The sequence below is a fragment of the Veillonella sp. 20925_1_51 genome (assembly GCF_041431445.1).
Lineage (GTDB): Bacteria > Bacillota > Negativicutes > Veillonellales > Veillonellaceae > Veillonella > Veillonella nakazawae.
Genome location: NZ_JAPVXT010000001.1, coordinates 477,742 through 502,680 on the forward strand (window position 1 = coordinate 477,742; position 24,939 = coordinate 502,680).

The 24,939-nt window shown below is 36.6% G+C and carries 14 protein-coding genes; 1 reads left to right on the plus strand and 13 read right to left on the minus strand.

Annotated features, from left to right (window positions below; translation table 11 throughout):
- The 6 genes from O3607_RS02255 to tyrS all read right to left on the minus strand — a co-directional run bounded on the left by O3607_RS02255 (position 1) and on the right by tyrS (position 11,487).
- Positions 1 to 447 (minus strand): hypothetical protein, encoded by a 447-nt coding sequence (locus O3607_RS02255; protein WP_295803858.1) that lies wholly within the window; start codon positions 445 to 447, stop codon positions 1 to 3.
- Positions 448 to 450: 3 nt separating this feature from the next.
- Positions 451 to 696, minus strand: coding sequence for a Zn-dependent protease with chaperone function (locus tag O3607_RS02260; RefSeq protein ID WP_371443240.1), 246 nt, complete (start codon positions 694 to 696; stop codon positions 451 to 453).
- Position 697: 1 nt separating this feature from the next.
- Positions 698 to 7,399, minus strand: a complete 6,702-nt coding sequence (locus tag O3607_RS02265) for a hemagglutinin repeat-containing protein (protein ID WP_295803860.1) — start codon at positions 7,397 to 7,399, stop codon at positions 698 to 700.
- 98 nt (positions 7,400 to 7,497) lie between these two features.
- On the minus strand, positions 7,498 to 9,189 hold the full coding sequence (locus tag O3607_RS02270) for a ShlB/FhaC/HecB family hemolysin secretion/activation protein (RefSeq protein WP_371443241.1): 1,692 nt from the start codon (positions 9,187 to 9,189) through the stop codon (positions 7,498 to 7,500).
- 191 nt (positions 9,190 to 9,380) lie between these two features.
- On the minus strand, positions 9,381 to 9,998 hold the full coding sequence (locus O3607_RS02275; RefSeq protein ID WP_371443242.1) for a CoA pyrophosphatase: 618 nt from the start codon (positions 9,996 to 9,998) through the stop codon (positions 9,381 to 9,383).
- Positions 9,999 to 10,278: 280 nt separating this feature from the next.
- Entirely contained in the window at positions 10,279 to 11,487 is a 1,209-nt protein-coding gene (gene tyrS / locus O3607_RS02280; RefSeq protein ID WP_371443243.1) for a tyrosine--tRNA ligase, read from the minus strand.
- Positions 11,488 to 11,649: 162 nt separating this feature from the next.
- Between tyrS and O3607_RS02285 the strand changes: the two genes are divergently transcribed.
- Positions 11,650 to 13,740: a transglycosylase domain-containing protein gene (locus tag O3607_RS02285; protein WP_371443244.1), complete on the plus strand. Its 2,091-nt coding sequence runs from the start codon at positions 11,650 to 11,652 to the stop codon at positions 13,738 to 13,740.
- 158 nt (positions 13,741 to 13,898) lie between these two features.
- Here O3607_RS02285 and O3607_RS02290 read toward each other — a convergent pair whose 3' ends face one another.
- The 7 genes from O3607_RS02290 to O3607_RS02320 form a co-directional block, all read right to left on the minus strand.
- Entirely contained in the window at positions 13,899 to 16,277 is a 2,379-nt protein-coding gene (locus O3607_RS02290; RefSeq protein ID WP_371443245.1) for an endonuclease MutS2, read from the minus strand.
- 13 nt (positions 16,278 to 16,290) lie between these two features.
- Positions 16,291 to 18,714, minus strand: coding sequence for a DUF3656 domain-containing protein (locus tag O3607_RS02295; RefSeq protein WP_371443246.1), 2,424 nt, complete (start codon positions 18,712 to 18,714; stop codon positions 16,291 to 16,293).
- An 88-nt stretch (positions 18,715 to 18,802) separates the two neighbouring features.
- A complete protein-coding gene (gene pheT / locus O3607_RS02300; RefSeq protein WP_371443247.1) occupies positions 18,803 to 21,247 on the minus strand; it encodes a phenylalanine--tRNA ligase subunit beta in 2,445 nt (814 codons plus the stop codon).
- Between the two features lie 9 nt (positions 21,248 to 21,256).
- Positions 21,257 to 22,279, minus strand: a complete 1,023-nt coding sequence (gene pheS, locus O3607_RS02305; RefSeq protein ID WP_005386321.1) for a phenylalanine--tRNA ligase subunit alpha — start codon at positions 22,277 to 22,279, stop codon at positions 21,257 to 21,259.
- 36 nt (positions 22,280 to 22,315) lie between these two features.
- Positions 22,316 to 22,780 (minus strand): PaaI family thioesterase, encoded by a 465-nt coding sequence (locus O3607_RS02310; protein WP_024061874.1) that lies wholly within the window; start codon positions 22,778 to 22,780, stop codon positions 22,316 to 22,318.
- A gap of 225 nt (positions 22,781 to 23,005) precedes the next feature.
- Positions 23,006 to 24,217, minus strand: coding sequence for an ABC transporter permease (locus O3607_RS02315; RefSeq protein ID WP_195185838.1), 1,212 nt, complete (start codon positions 24,215 to 24,217; stop codon positions 23,006 to 23,008).
- Positions 24,210 to 24,932, minus strand: a complete 723-nt coding sequence (locus O3607_RS02320) for an ABC transporter ATP-binding protein (RefSeq protein ID WP_005386312.1) — start codon at positions 24,930 to 24,932, stop codon at positions 24,210 to 24,212. The genes O3607_RS02315 and O3607_RS02320 overlap by 8 nt, the downstream gene beginning before the upstream one ends.
- Positions 24,933 to 24,939: the final 7 nt, after the last annotated feature.

A 24,939-nucleotide genomic window follows, 5' to 3' on the forward strand; every position in this document is an offset into this window, starting at 1 on the left:
TTAATTGTTATTTCTACCTGGCTGTAATAAAAATAAATACATTCCAAGCATCAAGAATTCAAAAATAGTATCATTCATAAAAAGACTTAAAAGTATTAAAGCTATAAAAATTGGATATACCCAAAATGGAAATCCTATATCATAGGCTCTTCTCATACCAGTCATAAAAAAGAATGTAAATCCATAAATACCAAAAGAATAACCTAAGATTAGATATTTAATCCCTTCAGCAATATCTTTAGATTGTATTACATAACTACCAAAACTAATTAATAAAATACAACACATAAATGAAAATGCATTGCCGAAAAAATAGAATAAACGTCCTAATGGTACCTTTGGATCCAAATATTTAATATGTCTAGTCTTTCCATATATAATTAATAATATTGAAATGATAATACAAATAGGAATCATTGTATAACCAAATAACTGTATTATTTCCATCTGCTACACTCCAAATAATGTTTTCATTATAAACAATACTATTATAATTAATATATTTAACATAAGCTGCAATTCAGGCGAAAGATTATAATAAGTTAATAAAGAAAAACCACCACTAACAATAATTAAACTTATGCTAGCTAATATAATTATGGATTTTTCTAAATGATTATTTTCTTTATGTCTCTTATATAATACATACGCCACATATATAATCCATATCCATGGAACAAATTCAGGTTTCATCATCCTACTCCGCATTTTTTATATAAAACTCTCTATCCTTCTCTCTATCTGCTTCAGTTTTCTGATCTACAGTCTTTAAAGGATCAACTAGCAAATTATATGTATTAGTAGAGACGATATCATATGTTTCACCTAAGCCAGCATTTGTGGTCGTAATTACAAAATCTTTTTGTACCGGTTCATATTTAGGGGAATTTTTTTTGTAAAAATAAGTATCTGCAGCGAGCTTAATAGTAAGCAATTTATTAGCTTCATAACTATCAAATTCATCATATATTATAGAATTATCATGATACTTGCCGCGAACTTTATTTACATATACTCCCAAATCAACTGGTTTTAATGCGGTATCCATACCTTCTCTCATTAAAGCACCAAATTTGTCAGATATAGAATTTTTTGTTTCTAAGGATAGTGGTAGTTTATATTCATCTAATTTGCTTTTCAACCAAAGTTTTGAACGGGCCTCAGTGTTATTAATCATTGTATCTCTAGTTTTACTATCTAAATCATTCTCTGAAAATGCTTTATAATTTTCTGGCTTTCCTGCATATGTTCGTTTAATTGTACCATCTTTTTGCTTTAAGTCATAGTATACTTCTTTTTTAGATGGGTCATAACCACTAAGCTCTATATTTCGCTCTTTAAGTTCGTTTGCATTATCAGTATTAATATTTTTATATTCAGGTAAACCTTCAACAATATTCTTAAATTGATCATCCAACACTTTACGAGAATTAGCCTTTTCTGAGTATGAACTACTTGACATAATCAATGTTGCAAAAGGTTTATATTGTTCCCCTTCATTTTCAATAACACTACTAATCTTACTATCCAATAGAGATTTAGGGCGTTCTTGATCAACTTGATATCCAATATAGTCCACATAACCTTGTGTATCTGTCGGTTGATAATTAGGATTATAAGGCAGTAATTGATTAGGATTATTTAACTCATAATAAAATCTAAAATAGGTATGCCCGTTAGATGTCCCAGTTGGTTTATAACCATTTGTTTCAAGCCACAATCCGTAATTATTACTACGTTCATTAGAAGGAATCCCATCCAAATCTTTTACTTTAGGTCCCATATAGGTTTTGCCATTTTCTATATAATATGTAGTACCATCTTCTGTAACTCCTGTAGGTTGTACACCTTGATTAGCCAATGTAAATCCATAATTATCACTGGTAGGTGATGTATCTACATCTCCATCTCTATTATAGGTATAATCCGCAGCCTCTTTATACTCTTCTGTATCATAGTTACCAGATTTTTCAGCGGATACAAGAGCTTCTCCATTTTCATCTGGAGAAGCAGGTAATGGCTCTGGATGTAATTCATCATAAATTCTTTCTTCTTCTCCCTTTATTCGATCTTGTTTCCACCGATTTCCAAGTTCAGAAAGGTTTTCTGTTACTTCATTTATTTTTTCTTTTATTTCATCAGGTGAGTAGCCAAAATTATGTTTAGCACCCATATAAGAAACATATGCGCCACTTTGCCCACTTTTCCCTGATATTTCATTAGTGGCATAGCCAAAAACAAAAGCGATTTGCTGTAAACGTTCTGGGTCCACATATTCTTTTCCATCTGGACCTTTGATTTTCCCAGCCCATTTTTTGAATTGAGGCATCATAGCTTCAGATAGGCCTGCTGCATATACACCATCACTAAATTGTCCACCACCTAAATTTGCGGTAGTTCCACCAACCATAGCATGTAATGCAACCTTTCGAGGATCTCCATCTTTCCAACCTTCATGCTTAGCAATTTGATGGATTGCTTCGTTAGCATTAACACTAAATAGATGAGCTAATTGTTGCTTCTCTTCAATAGATTTTTTATCAAATATAGCTTGTAATTCATTAAGAGAATGTTCTATATCAGTATTGATAGTTTTTATATCTACCATCCGACCATTCTCTATAATTTTTCCATCACTAATTGCACTTTTAGTTATAGAGGAGGATTTTCCATGAGCGCCAACACCCCCTGTTGGAGTTAACCCAATATGCTTATAAATTTTATCAAACTCTTTTTTACTTTTTGTTTTGCTACTACCAAAATTATTATATTGTACTCCATTATCTCTTACGGTGTACTCAGCTTTATTTTGGATATCATTTATATCTAAATGTCTTGTAGTCAATGAGTTCTTAGCTTTATCGGCTTTACTTGATATAAGACTGCCTTTTAATGAAGTTGTATTACCAGTACTTATATTATATCCATTATCACCAGCAAAAATTCCAGCTTGATCAGTAACAGATTTTAATTTACTGTCCGTACGACCTACACTTCCACCTACACTACCAATAGTGCCTTTAAATTTAGGTGATGTTGAAACTGAAAATCCTGCAGATTTGCTATGTTCCTTAAAGTTATCTACACTTTGCAAACTCTCAATCTTGAGATTATTACCAGTATTTACAACTACTCCTTTTCCACTAACTTTAGATCCAATAATTTCAGTATCTCGTTTTGCTTTGAGCTGTGCTAATTCTACAGCACGAATTGATGTTGGCTTATAAGTTACTTGATCAGTTACTCCATTCTGTTTAGCAAGACTTCCACTTGCATCAAAACCTAATAAACTACCTGAAGTAAGACTTAAACTAGCCCCAACACTCCAACCACTATGTTTATAGTTATCTTTACCTTGAAGAGTATTTTTACCTGCACTTAGGTTTATATCACTAGCAGAATTTATGTTTACTTCTTTTGCTAAAATATCTTGACCAACTAAATTAACCCCTGATTTAGTTGCATCATTAGCTTCAATATTTACACTACCATCACTAATAATTGTACCACCATTATATTCATGTACATCTATTGATTGATTTTGATGTTGAGAGGTACTACCAATTGATATTGATAAATTAACAGCATTATCAATATTTTTAGCACCACGTTTATCTTTTCCATCGACTTTTTCTACTTTACCAGTCTCAGGATTTCTAATTTTTTCGCCTTTTAGAGCTTCATCAACAGCATAGTAACCATCTTGGAATTGTTTACGTGCCTCATTTAGCTCTAATGCAGCCAACCGTTTATCATTACGAGAGCCAGCTTGTTTTATAGTACGTGTTCCATCTGTAACTGCATTAATAGCCGCACCGCCAAGCGAAACCGTAAGTCCAGACTTTTTATAGCTTTCATTATGTGACGCTGATGTATTATCAACATTTCCATCTAAAATAACATTAGATCCAGATAAGTATACACCATTCTTACTCACAATATTACCACTAGTTAATTGTAAAGTATCATTAGACCTAATATTTATATTACCTTTTGTACTTGCAATAGTGCTACGAGCAGTAATTTCTTCGTGCTTACTATCATCAGAATTAATTCGTTCTTTGCCTATAGAAAAACCTATCCCTGCACCACCAAGTAGTCCAGATTTTTTATGATGATAGCTACTATTGCTATCAAGTATATGTTTATCTGCCCCAATATTGACTTCTCCACCTGATTGTAGTTCAACATTATCTTCACCAAGGATAGTTATAGACTTACCTTCTATAGAATTGGTTGCTTTAATATTAACTGTTTTACCACCTATATTAGAGCCAGATACGGTTTCTATATGTGAATTATCAATTGCATCTATACTCTCACGTTTAGCAATACTTTTCTTTCGCTCTTGTAAACTATGATGTTCTGTTGCAACATCTTTAGCAGTTTCAAAGTTAATACTATCAGCGTTAATATTTACAGTATCTTTCGCCAATATATCAGAACCTTTTGACTTAATATTCTGATTTGCTTTAATATTAACTGATTTCCCTTCAATACTGCTACCAACTGAATTAGTAAAGTTTGCATCCACATGAGTTTCAGTAGTTATAGAGTGTCCTCCACCTGATTTACCTTTATGATAGTGATCTTCTTTTATATTTAAAGCAGCATCTTGTGTAGATAGTTCAATATTTCGTCCGGCATTAACCTCAATATTTTCCTTACCTTGAACTATCCCTGCATTCATAACTACATCTCTATTAGCATTTATACTAATACTTCCTTGACCATCTACAATACCTTGATCAATTGCAGTTATAGTCTCTTTTCTTTTATTACTATCATCCCAAACAATTTCATTATCACTTGATATATACTTTTTGCCATTATTAATTACATCTCTATCAGCAGAGATTACTAATTGACCAGATGCACTATTTTGTTTAATATGTCCACCTTCATTTATGACATCCTGATTGGCATGAATTCTAACATTGGATTCACCTACAATTGTTCCACTTGTATTAGCTACATCTGTATTAGCCACTAGAGTTGTAGAGTTACCAGAGATTAATCCCCCATTATTATGAATATTATTACCGACAATATTGGTATTATCATCAGCTATAATACTGCCACTATTATTTAGCTTATCAACAGTTAAATTAATAGACTCCCCTTGTACGTTAGCTCCTCCATCAGCCCGTTTTGTTTTAGGCGCCAAATATAATGTAGGTATTAAAACTGTTTCAGTTTTTCCATTTGGTAATACTACTGACTTGCTAACTAATAATACAACATCCTCTTTAAGGTTATTTTGTTCAGCTACTGTTAATTCACGACCTAAAGCTATAGATTGTGATTTCGTAAGATTAATTCCTGCATCCATTAATTTACGATATTGTTCTTCAGCAGTTAAGCCAGACTGCAATCTACTTTTTCCAGTTTGACGAAGAATTTCTTGCATTACTAATTGCTGTTCATAATAACCGTCCCCTAAACGTTTTTGTACATTCATAGGGTCTAATTTCAGTCTATTTAATACATAATCTGAGGATAAAAAGTTTCGTCTATTTGTGAAGTTAGGATCTGTTTCCATAATATAAGAAGTATTAGGATTTTGAGAAATCTTACTTATAGAATTTAACAAAGAACTATCCTGTCCTATATTTGTTTTGCTATTTAAATCATTTGATTTAAATACTGATAGGGGTAATTTAGTATTCAATTCTGTAACTTTATGGTATGGTGCAGTATCAATGTTTGTAGAGTCTGCTCCATTATGATGATGTCTGCTATAAGATACAGCAGTTCCATCTTCAACAATATATTCTTTAGAAGATGGATTTGTCTGTTCGAATTTTCCTATTTTACTAGTTAATTGCCCAGCTGAACTAATTTGACTACTATCATTTTTAACATAATCTGCACTAACTTCTAAATCACCACCTGAAATAATTCGGGCTGGTTTAGATATATCAACTACATCCTTATGTTTTGTTCTAGTGTAATTATAACGAACCCAATCATCTTTGTGGTCTTTTTTTGCATAAAATTGTAGATTTTCAGCCTCAACAACCACTTGATCAATATCATCTGTTAATTCATTAAGATGATATATTTTAGGATCCTTAATCGTAAATTTTTCGCCAGGATAATCATTAACAGTAACTTCATCCTTAATAGTCTCTACTTCACCGACTTGAACTCGTTTTAAAGTAACTCCACCATTTATATTATTGATTTCCTTTGCAGTTATTTTCCCTCCAGTTCCCGCTTCTATGGTTGAACCAATATTTGTAATATTATCTATTTTACCTGATATAACTCCATCATAAGATATATTGCGACCGATTTGTAATTTACCATCAGTTTTTATTACACTACCATTAGTATTAGAAAGAGTTTGTCCTGCGATAGATAAACTATTCTGAGCTAGGATAATAGGGTTTTTATTTGTTGCTTGATTACCGTTTTGAGATAAGGAATCTACTACAAAAGTTGCATTATCAGCATAAAATTTAGCTTCACCCAATTGGTCAAAACTCTTGGATTTAATATATGCATCAGATGAAGCAATTGTTCCTGTATTTTGTACTCTGCCATTAACATCTAGGGATAAAGTATCACGCGCTGAAACTATACCTTTATTATTAACACCTAAACCATCATTAGTTCCAACTAAATAAATGCTATTTGCATACATCCCTCCGATTTTAGCAACGTCTAAACCTATTTTACTAGACTCATTATTTTTAGTAACATTTATTACCTTACCATCACTATTTACATTTACGGTGTTTTGTCCGGAAACCATCTGAAGATCGTTGGCCCATAATTCACCATTTACTTTAATTGCTTCCGCTAAAATATCGGTTCTAGCAGTTTTAGATGTATTAAGACCTTTAGAATCAATATCTATAGTACCTTGATTTATTTTATAGGCGGATATAGTACCATTATCTATAATTGGTTTACCTGTAGTTAAGGTAGCAGCATTAGTATTAATAAATGTACCATTACTAATAGATATTCCATTAGGGTTTGCGATGATAACATGAGCTTTATTCCCTGCCACTTCAAGAGCGCCATTCATAGCTGTAGAGTTAGTTCCAGTTACTTCATTCAATATTGTTTTAGCAGTGGGACCAACTAAATTTGGATTTCCCATAATATAACCAGCTAACTCAGTAGATACTGGACGATTAGCATTATTTAAGATTAAGCCATTGTTATTAATACTAAAAGTATCATATTGGTTATGAGATAAACCTTTATCATTCGGTGTATTAATATTAACAATAGATATACCATTACTGGCTACATCCATTTTAGGACCTAAACGGCTTGAATTTGGAACCACTGGATTTGCCATCGCTAATGGAATCCAAGGACTTGTATTTGTTATTAATAATGCTACTAATAATGATGATGCTGCATATTGTTTTGTATTCATCAATCTCTCCTACACTTATTATTTTTATATGTGACTCTCAACTTATATACATTTTTATTTCTGGCTTTAATTTAGTCATATTTAATTAATAGAAAGTTCTAAAACTGATACCCTACTCTAAAAGCCCAAACACGTGTATCGGTCGTGAAACCTGCTGGTTTTTTTAACGGTGTTCCTAATGAAATATCATAATTAAATGTATTCTTGATATTACCACGTAAACCCAATACACCACCTATTAAGGTATTACCGATTTGAGTTTCTGTAGATGGTCCCCATACATGACCAACATCTATACCAATATATGGTACTATACTCTGATTTTTAAATGGTAATGACCATTCATTTTGTATATAGTATCCTGAATCTCCACGTAATGTCTCTTCTCCACTAAAGCCACGAACAGAATATCTACCACCAATACTAAATTGATCCGTTCCAAATAAACGTTTATCTGTAAACTGGCTTCTGAATCGCATAGTATATAAACCTGGTTTGTGACCTATATTGATTCTGCTTTGTATTTGCCCTTCAATACCAGCCATTTTATAAAGAGTTGTTGGATTACTAGCTACGCCTTCCCAGTTGTGAACTTTAGCCCCTATCCCCTTTATCCCTTGACGATAGAATAAATAAATATCCGATACAGTATTTCCACTATATTGACGGTGAGATAATCCTAATTCTACAGATGACGTATGTTGCTCTTGGACTCCAATTTCTACATCTTCTAAATAACTATGACGAGATTTATGAGTAAATTTAACTACTGCAGATGTTTTACTACGACTAGTTCGATTCAACAAATGTTCCATAGATAGTTCAGTTCCTCTTGTTGTCCCAGATGATATAAAGGCATTTGGCATAAAAACTAACTGCTCATATTTATATTTATAAGTTGATAATCGATATGTTTGATTGCCATTTGGAATAGTATAACTAAACGCATATTGTTTAGAATCTTGTCCATTATTGTTATCTAAGTTTTTTGTAAAGCTAGTTGTTAATGTATCATTTAATCCTATAAGTTGACTAAATGATAAGTAGGTTGTACCTTGATATTTTCCAGTTGATTTGTAACCTGAATCATCAAGCATTAACGAGCCATGTACAAAACCTTTTTGCGTAACTGTTAATTTAACAATAGAATGTAAAGGTTTATTCCCTGGTTCAATATCCATCTTAATATCCTGACCAGGTACACTGCGTATTTGATCGATTCCCTGTTCTAAAGCCTGCCTACGAAGAATATTACCAGGACGAATTGGGAATGCACTTCTCCAATTGGATCTTATTTTTGAATTAGTTAATACTATATCCTCAACATAGCCTGGTATAATTTCAAAAATTAATGTACCAGACTGCAATTCTTGGTTTGGTATAATAACTTGACTCGTTATATATCCATCAGATAATAACTGCTCTTGTAAATGCCTTTGTAAAAAAGAAAGACCTTCTTTTCCTACTTTTTGATGTTCATATGCAGATAACCTATTTTTATACTTCTTGAATCTTGGTTCTTCTGAATTAACAATAATCTTATCAATTTGAAACGATACGTCTTCTGTAGGTAAAATTGTTACTTTCGAGCCATTTAATTTATCATATTCAGATTTTTGACGCGACAAAGCGGCTCCAGCCATTGGTGCTTCTGCGCGTTGACGCAATAAAGCATCGGCTCGAGCCGCTTCCTGTTGTTCATATGGGGACGAAATGTTAGTAGCATAAATAGAACTACTTAAAGAGCTAATAATTAAAGTACTAGCTAAAATCTGGTACACTTGCTTCATAATCCCTCTCCTTTCAAATATACAGAGAAATTATAAATCAAAAAAACATATTTTGTAAATAAACGTTTAATAATTTCACGAATTCTTTAAACTTTGAATTCCAATTATATTATGTGTTTAAATGATGTTTTTGAAGAAAATATTAAAAGCGAAAGAACTGATATATTGTTCTTTCGCTTTCAATTTATTAATTATCTAATTTTCCTATATATATCTAAAAAGTTTTTCAGCACTCGTCCTGTTAATCCCCATATGGTGTATTGTTCATAGGGATAGAAATAGACTGAGTAGTTTTGTCTAATTTTCCAATCGATATTGTAGCCTTCTAATAGATGGAATGGAAAATCTTTCAATGGTCTTGTAGCTATATCTAGATGACCTACGGTAGGTTCCATATTTAGCAGATATTGCAAAGGTACGGTAAATACTTCTCCTACTTCATCAGGATTTGGTTTTAAATCACTTGTATGTAATCGTACGGCTACGGCATATAGTTTTACCCCTATAGCAGATACTAAGCAGTCTAAATTACCAAGTAATTCTATTTTGTCTAAATCTATACCTAGTTCTTCAGAGCATTCACGCATGGCAGCATGAGCACTGCTTTTATCATTAAGCTCACAGTGTCCACCAGGAAAGCTAATTTCACCAGGCTGACGGCGTAGCTTATTACTGCGTACAGTAAACACTACATGGTCTTCCCCATCTATTTCTAGTAATGGTACGGCTACGGCCGCAGTTATAACATCAATATCGGTGAGAACAGTATGTTCTCGTTTTTCTAGGAAATTAGATAGTTTCTTGTCCATATATAGTCCTCTTACTTTATAGTAAAATTTATATGATATCCATATAAATCTTTTATGTATCAAATTAGTATTTTATATTTATCTTTTATATTTATCTTTTATATTTATCTTTTATATTTATCTTTTATATTTATCTTTTATATTTATCTTTTATATTCATTATACATTAACTTGTACCTAAATTTTGGAGTTACTATTAATAGATACAATAGAGGAAAATCTTATAAAGAAAATGGACAAAAAAACTGTGATGAGGTTTCTACCCCATCACAGTTTTATATTAGTTAAATTTAATTTTTATAAATTTACGTTTACCTACTTGAACGATCATGCCCTCTTCAAGGGTAAGGTTTTCTTCTGTATATTTTTCTCCATTTACTTTAAAAGCACCAGCTTTAATGGAGCGACGTGCTTCACCATTAGAGGCAGTCAAACCAGCATCTGTACAGAATTGTGGCACAAAGATTGGTTCTGTTGGCGCATCCATAGCGTATTCCGGAATATCTGTAGGCAACGCGCGTTGTTGGAATACGCGCTTGAATTCTTCTTCTGCTTCGAGAGCAGCTTCTTCACCATGGTACAAACGAACGATGGTACGAGCCAATTGCATTTTAGCATCACGTGGATGTAATTCACCACTTTCAAGACGTTTTTCCATGTCCTCTTGCTCTTCGATTGGCATATCTGTAACGAGCATGAAGTAGCGCATCATCAATTCGTCTGGAATGGACATAGCTTTACCGTACATTTCTTTAGGTTCTTCATCGATACCGATGTAGTTACCTAAAGATTTACTCATTTTTTGAATACCATCAAGGCCTTCAAGCAATGGCATTGTGATAACAACTTGTGGTTCTTGACCTTCTAATTCTTGTAAATGACGACCCATTAACAAGTTGAAAGTTTGGTCTGTACCACCAAATTCAACATCAGCATGTAAAGCAACGGAATCATGACCTTGCATCAATGGATACATAAATTCATGAACACCGATAGCACGGCCTTCTTTGAAACGTTTATTGAAATCATCACGTTCCATCATACGTGCTACAGTGTAAGAACTTGCCAAGCGAAGCACATCAGCAAAGTTCATAGATTCTAACCATTCGCTATTGTCACGAACGATAGTTTTTTCAGGATCTAACACTTTAAAAATTTGTGTTTTATAGGTTTCAGCATTTTTCAATACTTCTTCTTTTGTAAGTGGTGGACGAGTTACACTTTTACCAGTAGGATCACCAATACGAGCAGTGAAACCGCCGATAACGATCACTACTTGATGACCAAATTCTTGGAACAAACGTAGTTTACGAAGTGGTACTGTATGGCCTAAATGAATATCTGGCGCTGTTGGGTCCAAACCTAATTTTACAACTAAAGGTTTATTTTCCTTAATGGATCTTTCTATTTTTTTTACAAGATCTTGTTCGTTAATTAAATCTGCTACGCCGTGTTTAATTTGGCGCACTTGTTCTTGAGCACTAACCATGATAATCCTCCTCGAAATACTATTGTTTTAGTATACCATTATCTAAAAACTTTCACAATTATATATATAGTATTGGTTTTAAGCCATTTATGATATAATATTTATAACTGCGTAATAGAATTTACGTTATATTTACTAACAAAAGAAAAAAGAGGTGACTCTATGAGTAATAACTCAAATGCGAGAAGCAGCCGCCGTACTAACGGTAGCGGCTCTACACCGAAGAAAACAAGTCCGAAGCGTCTATTTTGGATTTGTGCCCTTCTCCTTATACTCATCGTAGCCGGAGGTGGCTGTGGTTTTATCAGTGCCACACTGTCTAACCTACCAGATGTATCCAATGTACGTCCTTCCGCATCGTCTCAAATTTACGATGTCCATGGTAATCTCATCACAACGGTTCATTCCACAGAAAACAGATTGCCAGTGCCTTTAAAAGATGTACCAAAGGATTTACAAAATGCCTTTGTTGCTACTGAGGACTCTCGCTTCTATTCCCATCATGGTATCGACCCTGTTGGTATCTTGCGTGCTGTATGGGTTAACCTTGTTCATAGTGGCGTATCTGAAGGTGGTTCTACAATCACTCAACAGTTAGCGCGTAATGCATTCTTATCTCAAGACAGAACATTTAAACGTAAAATTTCTGAAGCATTGCTAGCACTTAAAATTGAACAACATTACACTAAGGATGAAATCCTTGAAATGTACATGAACCAAATTTACTTTGGCCAAGGTGCATACGGTGTCCAATCTGCAGCTCATGTATACTTTGGTAAGGATGCTAGCCAATTAACGCTAGCTCAAGCAGCACTCATTGCAGGCTTACCACAAAGTCCTAACTACTACTCTCCATTCAATGATTTGGAAGCTAGTAAAAAACGTCAAGCTGTTGTATTAGGCCAAATGGTTAAATACGGTTACATTACACAAGAGCAAGCTGATGAAGCACGTCAAGCAGATTTAGGCTTGGTGGCAAAACAAGAACAAACGCATGAAAAATCTAATGCATCTTACTTCATCAACTATGTTATTGCACAAGTTTCTGAAAAATATGGCGACGATGCAATCTATAAAGATGGTTTAAAAATTTATACAACTCTTGATATGGATGCACAAAATGCAGCTGTAGCAGCAATGCAAAACTTGCCTAATTACTACACTGATAGCAATGGTTTACATCAACCACAAGGTGCTATCGTAGCTATGAACCCTCATAATGGTTACATTATGGCTATGGTTGGTGGCCGTGGTGATGATGCATTTAACCGTGCTACACAAGCAGAACGTCAACCAGGTTCCGCTATGAAACCATTTGTATATTTAGCCGCTATTCAATCTGGTAAAACTCCTGGTTCTATCGTAGATGATAGCCCTGTTACATTTGGTAACTGGAGCCCTAAAAACTATGAAAATGACTTCGAAGGTAATATGACATATCGCTATGCATTACAACATTCTCGTAACGTAGCTGCCGTAAAAGTTGCTGATGAAGTAGGCATGTCTAAGATTATTAAACTTGCCAAAGAAATGGGTATCACTACCCTTACAGATCAAGATAATAACTTGTCTACTGCACTTGGTGGTTTAACTCACGGTGTAACACCTCTTGAAATGGTTCAAGCTTATGGTGTACTCGCTAATGGTGGTATCAAGGTTCAACCTACGGCAATCGTTAAAATTGTAGACCGCAATGGTCAAGTTGTGGAAGAAAACTCTATTCAAGAAAAACGTGTTGTAGATGAAAAAGATGCAGCAATCATTACTAGCATGCTAGAATCTGTTATCAGTGGCGGTACTGGTGGTAATGCAGCAATCGGTCGCCCTGCAGCTGGTAAAACAGGTACAACAGATGATTCCAAAGATGCTTGGTTCATTGGTTATACACCTGATCTCGTAGCTGCCGTTTGGATTGGTGACGACTACGGTTCTGAAACATTACACGGTATGACAGGTGGTACTACACCAGCTGTTATGTGGGGTCAATTCATGGCTAATGCACTTGCCAACACCCCTGCATCTGACTTCTCCGTTCCTGCTAGCGCTCAATCAGCTGTTTCTGAAGGTTATTATAATCCTGTAAAAGCACAGCCTAAAAAAGAAGCTGCTAAGGACGAAAAAGCAGACAAAAAAGACGATAAAGACAAGTCAAAAGATGAAGCTGTAAAAGATGACAGTGGCTCAAAAGATGATGCAACTGAACAAAAATCTAATTCATCGAAAAGTAAAAAGTCTAGTAAAAAAGATCGTTAATCTCATACGCTAAAGGAGCGGAACATGTGTTCCGCTCCTTTCTTTTACGTAAAAAAGTAGTAAGCTCTAAGAACTTACTACCTTTTTTATTGCTTTATAACTATACAATCATCCGCAACTTACTGATGTACAATGATAAATAGAATATGTATATACTTTTATTTAAGAACTACATTGGTAGCCCCTGCACCACCTTCATCATAGCCTGCCGTTTCAAAATGAGCTACATGCGGTAAGGTACGCAAATATTGATGTACACCTTCTCGTAATGCGCCAGTCCCCTTACCGTGAATAATGCGCACTTGATTAACACCACCAAGTAAAGCTTGGTCAATAAATCTACCAACAGAAACTGTCGCTTCATCTACCGTTTGTCCAAGAATATTGATTTCAGTACGAACCTCTTTTTGGCGTTGTACGGCAGAGCCCCCCATACGCTTTCTAGTCTTAGGCATAGCTGCTTTTTGTTCCCGTTCAAGCTTATTTCCTTCTTCACGTGTAGTAGATTGTAATTCGCTAACCTTTACAGTAGCTGTTAGTCCATTAATATCTACATTCACACGATTGCCATTGATAGCTAATACGGTACCTAATGAGCGTAAAGTTGTAACATATACTGCTTGGCCTACCTTAATAGTATCTGCAGTCAAAGATTTACGATCATCATCTACTGGAGATTCTGGTATATGTACATTAGAGATACCCTTACGTGCAGCATTAATAGCAGATTGACGCTTATCCTTATTTGTTTCAGAGAATTGCGATTTCAATTGCTTGATAATCGCTTCCCCTTCGACGCGTAAGCTACGTTTCATAGATTCTGCATCAGCTTGTGCTTTGGTTAAGATTTGTTTACGCTTTTCGTTAAACTGTTTCTTTTCCTTCTCTAATTGACCACGCATGCGACGTGTTTCATCAAGCTCTTTCTTTAAGGCTCTTTCCCGTTCAGATGCCTTACGAAGTTGCTCATTCAAATCTGAAAGGACTTCTTCCATTTCATGGCTACCAAATTGAGATTTATACTCTGCAGCACGCGTTACGATATCTTTTGGCAAACCTAAACGGGCCGCAATACTCAACGCATGGCTACTACCAGCTACACCGATATGAAGTCGATATGTTGGTTTTAAGGTGCGCTCATCAAATTCTACATGGCCGTTTTCGATTCCTTCTGTATGGTATGCATAGTTTTTAAGCTCATTATAATGGGTACTTACCATCATAAGGGCACCTTTTTTACGGAAGAACTCGAGGATAGATACAGCAAGTGCACTACCTTCCTCTGGATCTGTACCGGATCCAAGCTCATCCAGCAATACCAAGTCATTTGGGCCACAATGTTTAATAATGGAAATAACTTGTGTCATATGAGCAGAGAACGTACTAAGGCTAGCCTCAATACTTTGTTCATCCCCAATATCGGCAAAGATATTTTGGAATATAGGCAACATTGAGCCGTGGTCTGCAGGAATAAATAGACCACATTGGTTCATTAAACTCAATAACCCTAATGTTTTAAGGGATACTGTTTTACCGCCTGTATTAGACCCAGTAATCAATAAAATACGGTACGATGTACCTAATTGAATATTTGTAGGTACTACCACATTCGGTGGGATTAATGGGTGCCGAGCTCTCATGAGATTGACAGTTCTATCAGTACTCAAGATGGCCGGTACACCCTTATAGGAAATAGCAAGGCTCGCCTTACCATATACAAATTCGATATGGGATACCTTTTCACAAGCATCCATCAAATCATTACTATGTTGTTTTACAAGGGCTGATAATTCACGGTAAATGCGCAATACTTCTTGCTCTTCACCAATCAATGCCTCTTGTAATTCATTATTTAGATTCACCAAGCGCATCGGTTCAATATAGAGTGTTTGACCCGTTGCAGAACGGTCGTGAATAAGACCATCAAAATATTGGCGATATTCCTGTTTTACAGGGATTACATAGCGATTGTTACGCTGTGTAATAATCGCTTCTTGGAAATACTTCTGATTATCCTTGTCGTGTAAGATAGCTTGAATATCATTTTTAATCTTTTCCCGAGTTTTAATAATCGTATTTCTAAGGCTCGCCAACTTAGGAGATGCTGTATCAAGCAATTCCCCTTTTTCATCAAAGACGCGTTTAAATCGGTTTTCAATGCGATCTGTATTTGGCATATCCTGTACCCATAAGGATAGCAAAGGATATTCCATATATTTCGTTCTAAAGAACTTTGTCATGCGCTTATAAGCACCAATGGTCAAGTAAATATCCCACAATGCTTCACGAGTAAGGACAAAGTCTTTACGACTCTTTTTACAGGATTCGCGAATATCTCGCGTACCGCCTAACGGTTGTTCTACCTCAGTTTGCAAAGAACGCATGGCTTCTGCCGTTTCATCAAGATTCTCTTGAATGGCTTTCGCATCTGTCATAGGTTCGATGTGCATGGCTAATTCTTTAGCAATGGTAGAACTACAATGTTGTTGTAATTGTTCTTTTATATGGTGAAAGTCTAATACATCTTCGTTAAACAATGTACTACCTCTTTTATAAAATACCTCTAAAATAGTGGCCCCTTGTAATAGGCGTATCATCCTTGCCTACACTCTTAGGCGGAGCCTCTTTTGTTCCATTTTGAATAGATACATAATCTGATACGATAATACGCAATCTCTTTGGATCCATATGACGTCCATCGATGCGCAAAATATGTAGCCCTTTTCGATGTAACTCTGGCACATAGGCACGCATATCCATTTCATGACTATTCATAATATGCATACGGCAATAGGGATCCGTACGAAGTGGGAACACTTCCCCTTTACGGTCCTTCAATGCGTAATCTTCTGTTACGCACGGCATAGGGCAATTTTCTTTTTTACCAGTCCCTACAAAGCTAGCGATAGCACAGTATTCAGAAATCATCATTTCCGTATACCCATGAACCATAATTTCTAATGGCAAATTAGTAGATTTTTGCAAGTTAACAAGTTGTGCCAAGGTTAACTCTAATGATGGTGCTATGCTACTCATATTAAAGTCTTGCCATACTTGTAGTGCAGAGCCGTTAAATATGTTAAGACCTGTATCAGCTTCAATAGCACCTGTATACCCTAAGTCACGAAGCCACAATAACGCTTGAGGGACATGAATAGAAATACTATCTGGTTTCGCCTCAACTATAGCCTTAAGGGTATTCATATACGCCTTTACTTCATCATCTTTCACAACCCGAGGGGTAGCAAATACACAAAGTACATTATGGTCTTTGCAAAGCTTAGCTACTTGCTCGTAGATGCTAAGTTCATAAGGCTTACGTTGTAAACGGTCACCACCGAAGATAATCTTCTTAGCGCCCCCTTCAATAGCTGCTTTCACAGCCTCTAGCTCATCAATGCGAGCACTCACCATAGGCTCAGAATATTGGACCTTACCCTTAGCAACCATAGATGACATATCTTGAGGCTCTACAGCCAGCTCAGCCCAAGCCGTTTCATGGTTTGTAATCAATAAGTTTTCTAGTGCTTCTACAGCATCTCGGCGCAATGCATTTAACACACTAGCTGGCCACATATAAGGCCCTTCAGGAATAGACATAGAGCCAAGCGTAAACAATGTATTGCCTAATCTACCTACTTGGTCTGTAACCTTCTCTAATGTAGTCGGTTTGTTATTAGCATAAACAGGTTCAAACTCATTAGATACTGTCACAGTACGACCATCATTTAATACAAAGGTAAGGTCTGTGCAAGGTTGTTCTCGGTCTGTATTAATAGATAGATAACCATGTACCTCTAATTTAGCACTAAAATCTTGTAAGCCTCGTTGCTTTTGAGATTTTGGCGTAGATGCTAAAAATACTTGTCCCGCTGCAAACCCTTCATCAGGTTTGCCTACAAAATGCTTTTCATCCATTAAGGACCAATTTTGATCAATTTGATAATACGTAATACTACCAGAATCTTGCATTACCTTTAAAAGTGATCCTTTTTCAATTGGTTCTGTTAGGAATAAATGAACTTGTCCCTTTTTGACCTCTGCTTTACCAATTAATTTGCCTTGATTATTTGGAGCTACAACAGTCATCATAGATTTCCCTACATGGTCTGTTAAATAATCTGTAGAGAAGCCACGATTAAACCCAGACGCCAATGCATCGGCATCAGCAGCATCCATATGAGCCGTATCTAAAATATGACGATAGGTCCCAATGACTTGACGCACATAGGAAACCTTTTTCATACGTCCTTCTACCTTAAAGGACGTAACACCGGCAGCTACGAGCTCATTCATATGCTCACTATAGTTAAGATCCTTTGGACTTAGTAAATAGGCTTCGTGTTTAGGTAGCAAACTAGTGCCAGAAGAATCCAATAGTTCATAAGGCAAACGGCAAGGTTGTGCGCAGGCACCACGGTTGCCACTGCGACCACCGATAAAAGAACTCATCAAGCATTGACCAGAATAGCACACACATAAGGCACCATGTACAAAGACTTCGATTTCAGCTGTACAGTTTTTACAAATATGTTCAATTTCTGCAAGGCTCAATTCACGGGCTAACACAACACGGGTAAAACCGAGGCTTTCATAAAAACGAACAGCATCTAATGTAGCCGCCGTCATCTGCGTACTGCCATGCAAGTGAAGTTTAGGCGCCACTCGTTGTGCCAATTTAGCAACTGCTAAATCTTGAACAATAATAGCATCCACACCGATGCGCTCTAAGTCCTTTAAATACGCCTCGAGATCCTTTAATTCGGAATCACCTATGAGGATATTTACGGTTACATATACGGACACATCTAAAATATGAGCCAAACGAATAGCCTCAGCTAGTTCTTCAATGCCAAAGTTCGCTGCATGAGCGCGAGCATTAAAGCCTTTACCGCCAAGATAAATAGCATCAGCCCCAGATTCTAAAGCGGCTATAAAGTTTTCCATCGTACCGGCAGGAGCCAATAATTCCATGGATAATCCTTTCTACCTAACTAAAGGTATAACTATAGTACTAAAAGGGTTTACCATACGGTAAACCCTTTCAATATACTGCTTGAGATTAACGTAATCTGCAGTTAATTTCTGCTAATGCATCGATAATAGCTTGAATGTTACCATCAATATCTTCATCATTCAACGTGCCTTCCATAGAGCGGAATTGCAAGTTGTATGCAAGACTGCGGTAACCAGCTTCGATATGTTCACCTTCGTAAACGTCGAAGATAGATGCACTTTCTAAATATTCACCACCATGCTCTTTAATGATAGATAAAATTTCACCACTAGATACGGACACTGGTGCTACGATAGCAAGGTCACGGCTAGTACCTGGGAATTTACTGAAAGATGTATAGCGGAATGGTGGAATCGTTAAGGATAATACTGCTTCCAAATCGATTTCAAACATGTATACTTTTCCTGGTAAATCAAAGTTTTTACTCACTTGTGGATGTAATTCACCATATTGAGCAATCATTTTACCATCAACTACATATTGAGCACTTACACCAGGGTGGAAGTAAGGTTCAGTGCCACGATTAATTTCGTAGCCTTTAACACCTAGTTCAGCCAACAACGCATCTACGATACCTTTTACATCATAGAAATCTGTAGTGCGTTCTGCTTGATTCCAGCCAGCTTGGTTTGCTTTGCCCATCAAGATACCACAAGCCATAGGGCGTTCATGAGGTACCTCTGTCAAAGGCAATGCTTTTGGTTCATATACATTCGCTGTTTCAAATAACCAAAGATCCTTATTTTGTTGCGCAATATTGCGTTTGGCTGCTTCAATAACAGCTGGTACCAATGTAGTACGCATATAAGGGAATTCTTCGGAAATAGGGTTCAAAATTGGAATGGCTGTATAACGACTATCCCCTTCAGGAAGCATCATATTGGAAAGACCATCTTTATGCATAAAGCTAAATGTAATGATTTGAGTCATACCCAATTTAGCTAACGTATGTGTTACCTCTTTCGTAAGAGCTTTCTTAGGCGTCATACCACCAGAGGACAATACGGCTACAGGAATTGTAGGAGCAATATTATCATAGTTATAAATACGAGCTACCTCTTCAGCGATATCAGGCATTACTGTTACGTCACCGCGCCATGTTGGAACGAGGGCAGATAATTGGTCCCCTTCTTCAGTTACAACGAATTCAAGAGCAGTCAAAATGCGAACCATTTCGTCTTTTTCGATATTTGTACCCAAGTAATCGTTGATTTGATTTGCTGTGAAAGTAACTGTATGTTGCTCTACAGGGTTCTTGTACACATCGATAATGCCTACATCAACTTTACAGGATGGGCAAATTTGTTGCAACAACTGTGCTGCTCTGTCGATAGCATAAGCAGTGTATTTATGGTTTACGCCACGTTCAAAACGTCCAGATGCTTCAGAACGCATACCAAGCGCTTTTGCAGTACGGCGAATGGATGGTCCATTAAACACAGCAGCTTCAAGCATAACAGTAGTAGTTTCATTTGTTACTTCGCTATCAAAGCCACCCATGATACCAGCTACACCTACAGGGCGTTCTGCATCGGCAATAATAAGCATAGAATCATTTAATTCACGTTCAGAACCATCAAGTGTAACAAGAACTTCTCCATTTTTAGCACGTCTTGCCACTAGTTGATGCCCTTTTACATGGTCATAGTCATAGGCATGCATAGGTTGACCAAGTTCTAACATAACATAGTTTGTTACGTCTACCACATTATTAATAGGACGGATGCCGCTGTTACGCAAACGATTTTGCATCCACAATGGGGATGGTTCAACCTTTACATCTGTAACGATACGAGACATGAATCGCGTGCAAAGATCATCCGCTTCGATAGATACAGATGCTTTGCCTTCAATGGACTCACCATTTTCGTTAACCATGATAACAGGGAATAAAGCTTTTTGATTTGTCATCATGCCGAATTCACGGGATAAACCAACCATGGAGAAACAGTCCGCACGGTTTGCAGTCAATTCAAATTCATATACTATGTCGTTTAAGCCTAATACATCTTTTACATCAAGGCCGATTGGTGTGCCTTTAGGAAAGATATAAATACCTTGTGCTTCTTCTGGCAATACTAAATCGCTGGAGATACCAAATTCTGCAACAGAACAGAACATACCTTCAGATACCTCGCCGCGCAATTTACCTTTTTTAATTTCTGTTCCATCAGCTAAGCGAGATTTATGGTACGCTACAGGTACGATTTGACCTACCGCTACATTTGTTGCTGCTGTTACGATTTGTTTTGTAACAGGCTCACCTTCTTCAGTAAGGCATTCAACTTGACATACTTGTAATTTATCTGCATCTGGATGTTTTGTGATTTCTACGATTTTACCAGTATAAATTTTCTTAATGCCATTATCCATAGCAATGACATCTTCTACAGGAATCCCTGCTTGTGTTAATTCATCGGCCAATTCTTGAGCAGGACGATTCATATCCACAGGCACGTATTCGTTCATCCACTGTAAACTTGCTTTCATGAGTTCCTCCTAAAATTGTTCCAAGAATCGTACATCATCTTCAAAGAATAGACGTAAATCATTAATGCCATATAAAAGCATAGCAATACGTTCTACGCCCATACCAAAGGCAAAGCCTTTAACCTTTTCAGGATCGTACCCATTAATACGCAATACATCTGGATGAACCATACCACATCCTAAGATTTCAAGCCAACCTGTATGAGAACATACACGGCAACCTTCACCACCACACATTACACAGGAAATATCTACTTCTGCAGATGGTTCTGTGAATGGGAAGAAGCTTGTACGGAAACGTACTTTTGTTTCATCCCCATACATATGACGTAAGAAGGACTCTAATGTGCCTTTCAAATCAGCAAATGTAATATGCTCATCGATGATGAGACCTTCCACTTGATGGAATACTGGGGAATGTGTTGCATCATAATCCCAACGATAAACCTTACCAGGCGCAATCATACGGATTGGGCTGTTAGGCTCATGACGTTGCATTGTACGAGCTTGTACTGGAGATGTATGCGTACGCAATAAGAAGTTTTCTGTAATATAGAAGGAATCTTGCATATCACGTGCAGGATGATCTTTAGGCAAGTTTAAGCATTCGAAGTTAAAGTAATCCTGTTCAATTTCTGGCCCCTCTTCAACGGTATACCCCATTTTCATGAAGAAGTCCTCAATCATTTCATTAACCTTAGTTAATGGATGGATATGACCAGCTTTTTGTGCACGACCAGGCAATGTAATATCGATGCGTTCTTGTTCTAAACGAGCGTTTAACTCTGCCGTTTCCATACGAACTTTAACCGTATCAATTTCGGCTTCTAATGCTTCACGAACAGCATTAACGAGGGCGCCAGCCTTCGGGCGTTCTTCTGGAGATAATTTACCAAGACCTTTTAGTAATGCCGTTACCTCACCTTTTTTACCTAAATATTTAACGCGTATATCTTGCAGTGATTGTATATCTGTCAACCCTTTAATCGCATCAAGAGCTTCAGCCTTAATCCGTTGTAATTCTTCTTTCATTAAAGCATCCTCCTATATTTAAAAGTCTAAACTATATTATACCAAATCAGGGTTGTCTTCTTCAATAAAACGCCATGGTAATTCAGGTAATGACTTCTCTTCTAGTACAAAAAATGTACCACGTGCTAAATGAACTAGTTCACCTAATTCATTATAGATACGTGCTGTAGCAACCATAGTTGTTTTACCATTATGCTCTACATTGGCTACGCCACGCAATACAGTACCACCCTTAACAGCTTTCACATAGTTACCATTAAGATCAATAGTGCTAACAGATTTGCCCAATGTGAAACAAGCGGTCCCCATTACACTATCTGCTAAACCAATACAAACGGCACCATGTAAATCCCCTCGGAAATTACAATACTCTGTATCATTTGTTTGTAAGGTCATTTCTGCATGACCTGGTTCAACTGCTGTAATTTCAGAATCTTTTACCCAAGAAAATGGATTCTGATTTCGTAATTCGTTGAAATATTCTAACAATGTTGTAGCCATAAGTTTCTCCATTCAATATACTTACCCGTAGATTAGGTAATCTACATACCCCGTTTATTACAAATTGCTTGTATGAAAGTTTCATAAGTATATAGCACAAATTACATACAAGCATATAAAAATGGTGCGTTACATCATACATATTGTATCATGCAACGCACCATATGCGAATAACTCTATCTATTTATTAGTATGTTCTTAAAAATACACACTTACAATTTAAGACTATTCATAATGTAATGCATCAATTGGATTAAGTTTTGCCGCCTTGCGAGCTGGATAAATACCAAAGATCAAACCTATTGCCATAGAAAAGGCAAAAGACATTACAATAGTTGGTACAGATATAACCGTACTCATACCCGAAGCCATGCCAATCAGCTTAGATGAGCCTATGCCGAGTATAATCCCTATAATGCCCCCCATCAGACTGATAACAACAGCCTCGATAAGGAACTGTGTAACGATAACACTATAAGTTGCACCTAAAGCCTTACGCACCCCAATTTCTCTTGTCCGTTCTGTTACTGATACGAGCATAATATTCATAATGCCGATACCACCAACAACGAGAGAGATAGCAGCTACAGCGCCAAGGAATAATGTTAATGTTCCTGTAGTTTCCTCCATAGTTTCCATGATGGAGTTCATGTTCTGAATATTGAAATCATCTAGATTAGTATCCTTGATTCCATGACGTACGCGCAACAGGTTTTCAATATCGGATTGTAAACGATCGATACCGTTTTCATCCTTACCTACTACGTAGATCATTCGAAGATAATCAACACCTTCTACCCGTTCCATAGCTGTAGTATACGGGATAATAACCATATCATCTTGGTCATTACCCATAGCACCACTGCCCTTACTATTAAGGACACCAATGATACGGAACGGAATGTTTTTAACACGAATTTCTGCACCTACTGGATCTTCATCACCAAATAGATTTTTAACAACTGTTTTACCTACTACTGCCACACGTTCACGATTCTGTACATTCTTTTCAGATAAGAAGCGACCAGATTTCATAGACCAATTGTTTACATCTAAATAGTTATAACTAACACCAGATACAGAAGTGGTCCAGTTTTTATTTTGATAAATTACTACATACGAACCATTTGTCATCGGACTGGCAGCTCTTACACCATCCAATTTTGAAATCGCTTCGTAATCAGAAACCTTTAAAGACTTCATAGAACCTGCAGAAGGTCGAACCCCTGGTGTGCGTGGTGCCCCAGGCATAACCATCAATAGATTAGATCCTAAGCTAGAGATGGAGTTTTGAATATCTTGCTTTACACCATTACCAATAGATACTAAGGCAATTACGGCAGCTACACCGATGATGATGCCTAACATGGTTAAAATGGAACGCATTTTATTAGCAATGAGGGATGCCCATGCCATTAAGAAACTCTCTTTATACATGTGGCACCTCCTGTACAGGCGTCATATTAAGATTTTGAGAATCCTCTACAATCAAACCATCACGCAATACTACATTACGACTTGCATAGGTTGCAATTTCAGGTTCATGAGTAACGAGGATAATTGTACGCCCTTCATCATAGAGACCTCTAAAGATATTCATAACATCAATAGTCGACTTGGAGTCAAGGTTGCCTGTCGGTTCATCGGCCATGATGATAGCCGGATTATTCGCTAACGCACGAGCTATGGCTACACGTTGACGCTGACCACCAGATAACTCAGATGGCAAGTGATCCATACGATCCCCAAGGCCAACAGAGGATAACAATGCTGCAGCACGTTCATTACGTGACTTTTTATCCATCCCTGCATAAATCATAGGGAGCGCCACATTCTCTAAGGCTGTCAATTTTGTTAATAAGTTAAAACTTTGGAATACAAAGCCTATTTGTTTGTTTCGTACAAAGGCCAATTCATCGTCGGATAAGGTAGCAACCTCATCGCCATTTAGGCGGTATGAACCTGTTGTTGGTCTATCTAAACAACCAAGTATGTTCATAAAGGTAGATTTACCAGAACCAGATGGCCCCATAATAGACACAAATTCGCCTTTGTTGACCTGTAAATCAATACCATGCAGAACAGGCACCGATAATTTACCATTTACATAGGTCTTCGTAATCCCTTGTATATCGATTACTGCTTGATTCATATTCACC

Coding starts and splice junctions, on each gene's coding strand:
- O3607_RS02255 (WP_295803858.1), bottom strand. CDS start 447: ATGGAAATAATACAGTTATTTGGTTATACAATGATTCCTATTTGTATT.
- O3607_RS02260 (WP_371443240.1), bottom strand. CDS start 696: ATGATGAAACCTGAATTTGTTCCATGGATATGGATTATATATGTGGCG.
- O3607_RS02265 (WP_295803860.1), bottom strand. CDS start 7,399: ATGAATACAAAACAATATGCAGCATCATCATTATTAGTAGCATTATTA.
- O3607_RS02270 (WP_371443241.1), bottom strand. CDS start 9,189: ATGAAGCAAGTGTACCAGATTTTAGCTAGTACTTTAATTATTAGCTCT.
- O3607_RS02275 (WP_371443242.1), bottom strand. CDS start 9,998: ATGGACAAGAAACTATCTAATTTCCTAGAAAAACGAGAACATACTGTT.
- tyrS (WP_371443243.1), bottom strand. CDS start 11,487: ATGGTTAGTGCTCAAGAACAAGTGCGCCAAATTAAACACGGCGTAGCA.
- O3607_RS02285 (WP_371443244.1), top strand. CDS start 11,650: ATGAGTAATAACTCAAATGCGAGAAGCAGCCGCCGTACTAACGGTAGC.
- O3607_RS02295 (WP_371443246.1), bottom strand. CDS start 18,714: ATGGAATTATTGGCTCCTGCCGGTACGATGGAAAACTTTATAGCCGCT.
- pheT (WP_371443247.1), bottom strand. CDS start 21,247: ATGAAAGCAAGTTTACAGTGGATGAACGAATACGTGCCTGTGGATATG.
- pheS (WP_005386321.1), bottom strand. CDS start 22,279: ATGAAAGAAGAATTACAACGGATTAAGGCTGAAGCTCTTGATGCGATT.
- O3607_RS02310 (WP_024061874.1), bottom strand. CDS start 22,780: ATGGCTACAACATTGTTAGAATATTTCAACGAATTACGAAATCAGAAT.
- O3607_RS02315 (WP_195185838.1), bottom strand. CDS start 24,217: ATGTATAAAGAGAGTTTCTTAATGGCATGGGCATCCCTCATTGCTAAT.
- O3607_RS02320 (WP_005386312.1), bottom strand. CDS start 24,932: ATGAATCAAGCAGTAATCGATATACAAGGGATTACGAAGACCTATGTA.